The 7,855-nt window shown below is 70.6% G+C and carries 6 protein-coding genes and 1 pseudogene; 3 read left to right on the top strand and 4 right to left on the bottom strand.

Annotated features, from left to right (window positions below):
• Positions 1-191 precede the first annotated feature (191 nt).
• Positions 192-815, bottom strand: a complete 624-nt coding sequence (locus ACZ7IB_RS33370; RefSeq protein WP_470917704.1) for a TetR/AcrR family transcriptional regulator — start codon at positions 813-815, stop codon at positions 192-194.
• 165 nt (positions 816-980) lie between these two features.
• Here ACZ7IB_RS33370 and ACZ7IB_RS33365 point away from each other — a divergent pair, with 165 nt between their 5' ends.
• On the top strand, positions 981-1,859 hold the full coding sequence (locus ACZ7IB_RS33365; RefSeq protein ID WP_470917702.1) for a phosphatase PAP2 family protein: 879 nt from the start codon (positions 981-983) through the stop codon (positions 1,857-1,859).
• Complete coding sequence (locus tag ACZ7IB_RS33360; protein ID WP_470917700.1) at positions 1,856-2,821, top strand: DMT family transporter; 966 nt, start codon at positions 1,856-1,858, stop codon at positions 2,819-2,821. Before ACZ7IB_RS33365 ends, ACZ7IB_RS33360 begins: the two co-directional genes overlap by 4 nt.
• A gap of 90 nt (positions 2,822-2,911) precedes the next feature.
• Here ACZ7IB_RS33360 and ACZ7IB_RS33355 read toward each other — a convergent pair whose 3' ends face one another.
• A complete protein-coding gene (locus ACZ7IB_RS33355; RefSeq protein WP_470917699.1) occupies positions 2,912-3,451 on the bottom strand; it encodes a PadR family transcriptional regulator in 540 nt (179 codons plus the stop codon).
• 89 nt (positions 3,452-3,540) lie between these two features.
• Positions 3,541-5,555: pseudogene (locus ACZ7IB_RS33350) on the bottom strand (FAD-dependent oxidoreductase).
• A 237-nt stretch (positions 5,556-5,792) separates the two neighbouring features.
• Between ACZ7IB_RS33350 and ACZ7IB_RS33345 the strand changes: the two are divergent.
• Positions 5,793-6,320 carry a DoxX family protein gene (locus ACZ7IB_RS33345; protein WP_470917807.1) on the top strand — a complete coding sequence of 176 codons (528 nt, stop codon included), beginning with the start codon at positions 5,793-5,795 and terminating at the stop codon, positions 6,318-6,320.
• A gap of 62 nt (positions 6,321-6,382) precedes the next feature.
• Here ACZ7IB_RS33345 and ACZ7IB_RS33340 read toward each other — a convergent pair whose 3' ends face one another.
• Positions 6,383-7,576: a metallophosphoesterase family protein gene (locus tag ACZ7IB_RS33340; RefSeq protein ID WP_470917698.1), complete on the bottom strand. Its 1,194-nt coding sequence runs from the start codon at positions 7,574-7,576 to the stop codon at positions 6,383-6,385.
• Between the last annotated feature and the right edge of the window lie 279 nt (positions 7,577-7,855).

Here is a 7,855-nt window from a genome sequence, read left to right as displayed (position 1 = left end):
CCCCCCCCCCCCCCCCCCCCCCCCCCCCCCCCCCCCCCCCCCCCCCCCCCCCCTTGGTCCCCACCCCCCCCCCCCCCCCCCCCCCCCCCCCCCCCCCCCCCCCGCCCGGATGGTGCGCCGCCCCCGTCCCCACGGTGCGGCGCGAGCGGGCCGTCGTCATCCGCTCGGACAGCGGCCCACGTCTCTGGGGGCTAGGGCGCGGACGACTCCAGCCCAAGTGCGGGAAGGACGGCGTTCTCCACGAAGCGGGTGAGATATGCCTCATCCGCGAACTTCCCCTCCAGTAGCGGCCGGGCACGCATCACGCCCAGCAACTGCGCGGAGACGAACTCGGCCGCGGGAGTGTCCGCCGGAATCTCGCCGCGCTCCGCTCCGCGCCGGACCATCGCTTCGATCGCCGCGATCTCCGGCAGGATCAGCGCCTCACGCAGCGCGCACAGCAGCTCGGGGCTCTGCAGTGCGGCATGGCTGAGCGCGTGCATCAACGGGGTGTCGCGGCCCGAGCCTGCACCGATGGCCCGGGCGGCCTCGCGCAGATCCCCTGCCAGTGTGCCGGTGTCGATGTGCGGAAGCAGTACCCGCCGGGTGCCGTGCAGCGCCGCCACGACCAGTTCGGGCTTGGAGCCCCACTGCCGGTAGAGCGTGGACTTGCCGCAGCGCGTCCGCGAGGCGACCCCTTCCATGGTGAGGGCCTCGTAGCCGGACTCTCTCAGCATGTCGAGCACGGCCGCGTAGAACTCCTGCGCCCGCTCCGGCGTGATCTTCGAGCGGCGTGGCGTGTGTGCCGGTTCCTGCGCGGCTTCCTGCGGCGACATGCGTTTTCCCTCTCAGCGATTCTGCGACGAGGTCCATCGATACGCCAGTGTACCGAAACGCGCGTGTACCGATACGTTTGCGTATCGGTACACTGGCGTATCGATTCGGCGTGGACTGGACCATGCCGTCGCAACACTGCTTCGTCAGCAAAGGGGCACCGGGTGATGTACGCCGGTAGCGAGCCCGCAGATCAGGAGCCGGACAGTTCTGCCCGACCGCCCCTCGTCCGCGAGCTTCTTCTCGTCGTAGGGCTCTTCGTGATCTACAAACTCGGCCGGCAGGCCGCGAACGGTCACGTCGAGGAGGCGTATCGCAACGCCGGAAACGTCTGGGACTTCGAACGGTCCGTGCACCTGCCCGGCGAGGGCACTGTGCAGAATCTGCTGCTGCACAACGAGACGCTGATCCACCTCGCGAACACCTACTACGCGACCGTGCACTTCCCGGCCACGCTGATCTTCCTCGTGTGGCTCTACTGGCGCCGCCCGCGCCACTACGTCTGGTCGCGCCGCATCCTCGCCGCGCTCACCGGCGCCGCGCTCGCACTCCATCTGCTGTTCCCGCTCGCCCCGCCGCGGCTGCTGGCCGCCGCCGGACTCGTCGACACCGGCCAGGTGTACGGACCGACGGTCTACGCGGCGACGCCGGCGACCGACTCGATGGCGAACCAGTTCGCCGCCATGCCCTCCCTGCACTTCGGCTGGGCGTTGATGGTCGCCGTCGGGCTGATCGTCGCCACCCGCACCCGGTGGCGCTGGCTGTGGCTGCTGCATCCGCTCATCACGCTGCTGGTGATAGTCGGCACGGCCAATCACTACTGGCTCGACTCGATCGTGGTCTCCGCGCTCCTCGCGGTGGCGTTCGCGGCGCTGCCGCTGAAGCGCACGGTGCCGGTACGGGCTCGTATCCCGTGGCCCTCCACGGGATACGAGCCCGCGCTGACGCCCGTGCCCCGGCCTGCCCAACCCCCCGTGTCGACCGCCGGCACCGAGCCGCAGACCCACTCCGCCCGCTCGTACGCCCCGTCCGGGACCCGGCGATGAACGCCACCCTGATCGCCGTCGCGCTGTCGCTGGTCTCCGCCGCCGCCTACGCCTCGGCCGCGGTGGCGCAGGCCCGGCTCGCCGGGCGCACCGAGCCGGACGCCGGGGTCCTGAGGCTGCTCGGACGCGGCGCCTGGTGGTCGGCGGTCGGACTGAATGCCGGTGGCGCGTTGCTGCATGTCGCGGCGCTCAAGTACGGCCCGCTCACCCTTGTCCAGCCACTCGGCGCCCTCACTCTGGTCGCCGCAGTCCCGCTGGGCGCCAGGGCCGCCGGACGCCGGGTCACCAGGATCGAATGGCGCGGCACGGTCCTCACCCTGCTCGGCCTGGGCGCCCTGCTGATGACCGCGGGCGGCACCGCCCCGCACGAAACGCTCAGCCTCCCCGAAGCCCTGGCCGTCGGCGCCGGGACCATGGCCGTCGTCGCCGGACTCAGCCGCCCGGGAGCACGTCCCGGCCTGCGGCACGCGGCGGCGTCCGGCATCACCTCCGGGGTCGCCTCCGCGCTCACCCAGACCCTGACCGTCTCCGTCACCGACCACACCGGCCCGCTGTTCAGCTGGGACCTGGTGATCGTCGCGCTTCTCGTCTCAGCGTTCGCGATGAGCGGGCTGCTGCTCTCCCAGACCGCCTACCGGGGTGGCCTGGGCGCGCCGCTGGCCGTCGTCACACTCGCCAATCCGGTGGCTGCGGCCGCCATAGGACTGGCCCTGCTCGGCGAACGCCTCCAAGGGGGCACGATCAGCCTGATCCCGGCAGTGCTCGGCACGGCAGCGGCGGTACGAGGCGTGATTCTGCTCAGCCGCGCACAGGCGGAGACGTCGGCCGCCGCCGACCGGGCCACGGCCGAGCCGAAGCCCGGGGCCGGATCACCGTCACGCGTCGTGATCGGGAGCCGAGGGCCGATGGACCAGCCGACGCTACAACCGGAGCTGGGCCGGACCCCGGTGGGCGGACGGTAACGAGCGGAAGCGACGCCCGCCGCCCGCCGGGGGCATGCCGCGAAGACGTGACATCTGCCCACCGAACAGTCACGTACGGAAACAACCCGGCTACGGACTCGGCTGCTCGTCCTGGGCCAGTGCCCGCGTCAGCCATCCGATCCAGAAGTTCTCCAGATCGATGCCGCCACGCAGCACCAGATGCCGCAGCCGGTCCTCGTCGGAGTTCCGCTCGGGGGGGAAGTCCCGCTCCTCGATCTCCAGGTACTCCGCCAGCTGCCGACGGTGCAGCCCCAGATGACGGCGCAGCTCCACATCCAGGCCGGGCGCCCCGACGACCGCCGCCGCCCGCATCCGCAGCAGCAGCGGATCCCGGATCTGCTTGGGGTCCTCGGACCGGGCCACCCATGCGGACAGCGCCTCGCGGCCCGCGGGCAGCACCTCGTACTCCTTCTTCTGCCCACGGGCGGGCTGCTCCGGCGGCAGCGCCCGGATCTGCCCGGCCTGCTCCAGCTTCCCCAGCTCGCGGTAGATCTGCTGGTGCGTGGCGGACCAGAAATAGCCGATCGACCGGTCGAACCTGCGGGTCAGCTCCAGCCCCGACGACGGCTTTTCGAGCAGGGCGGTGAGGATCGCATGCGGGAGTGACATGGGGTGCATCCTAAGGACGGCCGGGCAGTGGCCCCATGACGGAGGGGCCGGGCCGGCCGGGAACCCCGGGCCGGGGGTTTCCGGGTCCGTCACAGCGCAGCGGCCAGCTCCGTGCCCTGGCGGATCGCGCGCTTGGCGTCCAGCTCGGCGGCCACATCGGCGCCGCCGATCACATGCGCCGGGCGGCCCGCGGCGAGCAGCTCCTCGTACAGCTCGCGGCGCGGCTCCTGGCCCGCGCAGAGCACCACCGTGTCGACCGGCAGGAGGCGCTGTTCGCCGTCGACCGTGAGGTGCAGCCCGTCGTCGTCGATCCGGTCGTAGGCGGCACCCGGAATCATCGTGACGCCGCGGTGCCGCAGCTCGGTGCGGTGGATCCACCCGGTCGTCTTGCCCAGCCCCTCACCGACCTTGCTCTTCTTGCGCTGGACCAGATGGACGGTGCGCGGCGTCTTCGCACGCTCCGGGGCGCGGAGACCACCCCGGTCGCGGTAGTCGGTGTCGACGCCCCACTGCCGGAAGAACACCTCGGGGTCGAGGCTTGCCGCATCGCCCGAGTCGGTCAGGAACTCGGCGACATCGAAGCCGATCCCGCCCGCCCCGATGATCGCGACCCGGTCACCGACTGGTGCCCCGTCACGCAGGACGTCGAGGTAGCTGACCACGCTGGGGTGGTCCAGGCCCGGTATCGCGGGGGAGCGGGGCGTGACACCGGTGGCGAGGACGATCTCGTCGAAGCCTTCGAGCACATCGGCCGTGGCCCGTGTACCGAGCCGCAGCCCGACCTTCTCCTCCGCGAGCCGGGTACGGAAGTAGCGCAGTGTCTCGTTGAACTCCTCCTTGCCGGGAACCCTGCGCGCCACGTTCAGCTGGCCGCCGATCTCCTCGGCAGCGTCGAAGAGCGTCACCTCGTGCCCGCGCTCGGACGCTGCGACGGCGCACGCGAGACCGGCGGGCCCGGCGCCGACGACCGCCACCCGCTTGACGGTGCGGGTCGCAGACAGGGTGAGTTCGGTCTCGTGGCAGGCGCGAGGATTGACCAGGCAGGAGGTGACCCGGCCGCTGAAGACGTGGTCCAGGCAGGCCTGGTTGCAGCCGATGCAGGTGTTGATCGCATCGGCGCGGCCCTCGGACGCCTTGACGACGAAGTCGGGGTCGGCGAGGAACGGCCGGGCCATCGACACCATGTCCGCCCGCCCCGAGGCGAGGATCTCCTCGGCGACCTCGGGCGTGTTGATGCGGTTGCTCGTCACCAGCGGTACGGAGACGGCGCCGCGCACCTTTTCGGTGACCCAGGTGTAGGCGCCGCGTGGCACCGAGGTGGCGATGGTGGGGATACGGGCCTCGTGCCAGCCGATTCCCGTATTGATGATCGTCGCGCCGGCGGCCTCGATCTCGCGGGCGAGCTGCACGACCTCCTCCAGCGAGGAACCGCCGGGCACCAGATCCAGCATCGAGAGCCGGTAGATCAGGATGAAATCGCTGCCGACGCGCTCACGGACCCGGCGCACGATCTCGACGGGGAACCGGATGCGGTTCTCGTACGAGCCGCCCCAGCGGTCGGTGCGGTGATTGGTGGCGGCGGCGATGAACTCATTGATCAGATAGCCCTCGGAGCCCATGATCTCGACACCGTCGTACCCGGCACGCCGCGCGAGCTCGGCGGCCCTGGCGAAATCCTCGATGGTCTCCTCGACCTCGTCGTCGTTAAGGGCGTGCGGAGTGAATGCGCTGATCGGCGCCTGGATCGAGCTCGGCGCAACCAGGTCGGGATGGTGTGCGTACCGGCCGAAATGCAGGATCTGCATGGCGATCCGGCGCCCGCCTCATGCACGGCGGCGGTGACCCGCGCATGCTGCTCGGCCTCCGCCTCGGTGGTCATCTTGGCGCCGCCGGGGAAGGAGCAGGCGCGGGCGTTCGGAGCGATGCCGCCGGTGACCATCAGGCCGACGCCGCCCCGGGCGCGTTCCGCGTAGAAGGCGGCCATCCGCTCGAAGCCGCGCTCGACCTCCTCCAGACCGATGTGCATCGACCCCATCAGCACCCGGTTGGGGAGGGTGGTGAACCCGAGGTCGAGCGGGCTCAGCAGATTCGGGTACGGGCTCATGAGGCGGCTCCTCGCGCAGTGTCGTTGCGCCAGTTGTAGACCACCGAAACGCCATTATGCAACAAGTTGCACAATGGCGTTCGTCGCAGAGCCGGGAGCGCGGTCGTCCCCCGGACGGCGTAATACCAGGACACGCCGGCGCCCCGCGCCAAGGAAAGTGGAAGCGTGGCATCTGTCCGCCACGGCGCGGGTGGCGCGTCGAAGCCCACCGACCCCCGAACCCTTGCGGAGACCCTCATGGCCTGCCTCGACCGGCGTGACCTCGGCCTGCTCGTCCTGCGCGTCGGTACCGGCGCGGTACTGGCCGCGCACGGCACCCAGAAGCTGGCCGGCTGGTTCGGCGGCGGAGGCATCGAAGGAACCACCGCCGCGATGGAGGCCATGGGCTTCCACCCGCCCAAGCACAGCGCGGTCGCCGCCGGGCTCGGCGAGGCGGGCGGCGGCGCACTCCTGGCCCTCGGTCTCGCCACCCCGACGGCCGGTGCGGCCGCGGCCGGGGCGATGGCGGGTGCCGTGGCCGTCCACGCACCCGCCGGATTCTTCGCACAGGGCGGCGGCTACGAGTACCCGGCCTTCCTCGGCTTCACCGCTGCGGCGATCGGCCTGATCGGCCCCGGCCGGTACTCCCTCGACCATGCCACCCGGCATGTCTTCAATCAGCCATGGATGGTCGCCCTTGCCTTCGCGGGCGGCGCGGTCGCGGCGGCAGCTGTCGTCGGCAGGCGCGCCAAGGGCCGGGCCGCAGTCGACCCCGAAGCGACCTGACCACCCGGCAGGACAGGGACCGGACGGCACCCCAGGGAGGGAGCCGCCCGGTCCCGGCAGCGTTACTTGCCGAACGTCAGCGACGCGGCCGGGGAGGCGCTCCCGTACGCGTCGACGGCGACGACCCGTGCCACGTACCGGCCGCCCTCGACCGCGCCCGTCACCGGGATGTCGAGGGTGTTCGGCCGGGGCATGAAGCAGAAGTCCGAGAGGACCTTGGTCGAGACGACCGAGGCGCCCGCCGAAGCGCCGGTGATGTCGACGTCGTAGTGGTGCACCGTCTGGTCGTCCTCGGCCTGGGCGATCCGCAGAGCTGTGCCGCGCTTCGCGTCGTGCACCCGGGACAGCGGCTTACGCGTGGTGAACTTCGGCGCCACGGTGTTGCGTTCGGCGTCCGTGTAGCGGAAATTGTCCTTGATCTGCTGGCTGGTCGAACCCTTCGGACGCACGGTCCAGGTGGGACCGCTCAGGGTGCCTGCACTGGCGTACGGCGGCTGCCAGCTCGCCGACCACTGGCCACCGGTGTAGATGTCGCGCTTGTCCGCGGCCATGTTCACCCGCGCGATCTCCGTTCGATCCTTGTAGACCTCGGCGAAGAGCGCCTGCGCGGTCGGCGACTCGAAGCGGTCGGCGAGGCCGTCCTCGGTGACCATCTGGTAGCCGTGATCGATCTCGACGTAACTCATCGAACCGTCGTCGACCGAAGTGAAGTCGCGCTGGTGGATCGAGCGGTCGTCGTTGATGTTCAGGTGCGAGTGGCCGGAGAAGAGGACGGCCTGCGGGAAGGCGCTCAGATCCTCCGCCAGTCGCGGGTTGGAAGCCTGCTGACCGTCCATGGTGGTTCCGGTGGTGGGCCGGTGTCCCTGGACCAGGACCGGCTTGCCCGCGCAGGCCGGATCGGCGGTGATCGCACATAGCCGCTTCTTCAGCCAAGTGCGCTGGGCCGTGCTGGAGTTGTACGTCTCGGTGTTGACCGTGAGGATGTGCAGGCCCTTCACCTCGGACTCGTAATAGCCGCCGCCCGAGTCGGGGAACCACGCCTTCGGGTATCCGGCCCGTATCGCGGCGAGGCTCGCGTCGTGGTTGCCGTTGGAGATCAGCGACCGGGTGTCGTTCATGCCCTTGCGGGCGAGGTTGGCCTGGAAGATCTCGGAGACGAATCTGTGGTCGGGGCCCTTGCCGTCCCCGTTGTCGTTGATCATGTCGCCGTTGGACAGGATCGCGTCCGGCTCGGGAAGCCACGCACCCGTCGTCATGCCGCCATCGGCCGCATGGTGGTACGTACTCCACTGACGCGCACCGACCGCCCTGCCCCCACCCGCTGATCGGACGCCTCTCTGTCCCGCTCGCCCCCGTTGAGACCGCCGATTCGGTGCCGTGGATGTGATGCCACCCATAGGAGCTGTGTCACATCCTAAGGCGGGTAGTAGGGCCGGGGGTCGCCCGAACAGCACGTAAGTGCCGCAGAACGTATTATTTCGGACATTTATCCGATGTTGGGTAGTACGTCACATCATTGCGTCCCGCCCCGCACG

This window comes from Streptomyces sp. NPDC037301 (assembly GCF_055602785.1).
This window is presented reverse-complemented; position numbering and strand designations above follow the sequence as displayed.

Excerpts from the sequence above, each read along its gene's own strand:
- ACZ7IB_RS33340 (WP_470917698.1), bottom strand. The coding sequence starts at position 7,576 with ATGACGACGGGTGCGTGGCTTCCCGAGCCGGACGCGATCCTGTCCAAC.
- ACZ7IB_RS33345 (WP_470917807.1), top strand. The coding sequence starts at position 5,793 with ATGGCCTGCCTCGACCGGCGTGACCTCGGCCTGCTCGTCCTGCGCGTC.
- ACZ7IB_RS33360 (WP_470917700.1), top strand. The coding sequence starts at position 1,856 with ATGAACGCCACCCTGATCGCCGTCGCGCTGTCGCTGGTCTCCGCCGCC.
- ACZ7IB_RS33355 (WP_470917699.1), bottom strand. The coding sequence starts at position 3,451 with ATGTCACTCCCGCATGCGATCCTCACCGCCCTGCTCGAAAAGCCGTCG.
- ACZ7IB_RS33370 (WP_470917704.1), bottom strand. The coding sequence starts at position 815 with ATGTCGCCGCAGGAAGCCGCGCAGGAACCGGCACACACGCCACGCCGC.
- ACZ7IB_RS33365 (WP_470917702.1), top strand. The coding sequence starts at position 981 with ATGTACGCCGGTAGCGAGCCCGCAGATCAGGAGCCGGACAGTTCTGCC.